The following is an 873-nucleotide window of genomic DNA, read 5'->3' on the forward strand; positions in this document are numbered from 1 at the left end:
GTTTAATTTTACCATGGTCATGATGAGCCTCGCCATCATCGCGGTCGTCGCCACGCTGATGTACCAGGGCGTCGCCTTTCTCGAGCGGCGGCTCACCAGCCAGTTTAAATAGATGGAGGTACGAAACAGCGCGATCATCATCCGGGGATGGTCGCGCTGTTTCACTGGTTGTGTGTCTTGCCGGGGCGCTTTCGCCACTCTCTTACTCCGGCGCTACGATCTCCACCTTGATCCGATCCGGGTCTTCGCAAAACAGCGCGTAATGCTCCCGGCCGCCCGCGTGTGGATAGCGGTCCTCGTAGAGCAGCGGCACGCCTCGCCGCCACAGCTCCTCGCGAATCGCCTCCACCTGCTCCCGGCTGCGCGCGTGAAAAGCCAGATGGTTCAATCCGACGCGACAGCGGTGATACGGCACATCGAGAAACCGTTCCTCTGCCTGCACGAACACCAGATACGTGTTGCCGTGCTTCCAACTGATCCCGCTCGCCCATTGCTGGTAGCGCTCATAGCCGAGCTGTTCCTCCAAGAGCCACCCCCAAAACTCCGCGGATCGCTTCAAATCCGCTACATACAACTCCAGATGGTGCAGCATGCTTCGTCCTCCTTTTTGCTCGCGGTCTTTTGGCGCTGGCGGCCCCGTTCGCTCGCGGCTTTTGCGCCAAGCGCGCGTGGCTGTCCCCTGCCGTTCGCCGCACAGGCTGTTGCAACCGCATAGAAAAACGCCCGACAGCCAGATGTCGGGCGCTATGTACGCGTTTTCGGCTACTTCCAAAACTTCCACCAGCTCTTTTTCGCCGCCTGATCGCCAGGCTGGCTGTTGGCTGCCACTTTTTGCTGCGCCGCCGCTTCCACTTCCAGCGCACCGGGCACCCG

At 60.7% G+C, this 873-nt stretch carries 1 protein-coding gene and 1 pseudogene; one reads left to right on the forward strand and one right to left on the reverse strand.

The features are described 5' to 3' along the window. Window positions 1–112: pseudogene (locus tag AC27KL_RS28020) on the forward strand (ABC transporter permease); the annotation flags it as partial. 90 nt (window positions 113–202) lie between these two features. Here AC27KL_RS28020 and AC27KL_RS28025 read toward each other — a convergent pair. Then, window positions 203–592, reverse strand: coding sequence for a VOC family protein (locus AC27KL_RS28025; RefSeq protein ID WP_007785186.1), 390 nt, complete (start codon window positions 590–592; stop codon window positions 203–205). Between the last annotated feature and the right edge of the window lie 281 nt (window positions 593–873).

The sequence above is a fragment of the Paenibacillus sp. YAE3 genome (assembly GCF_057546105.1).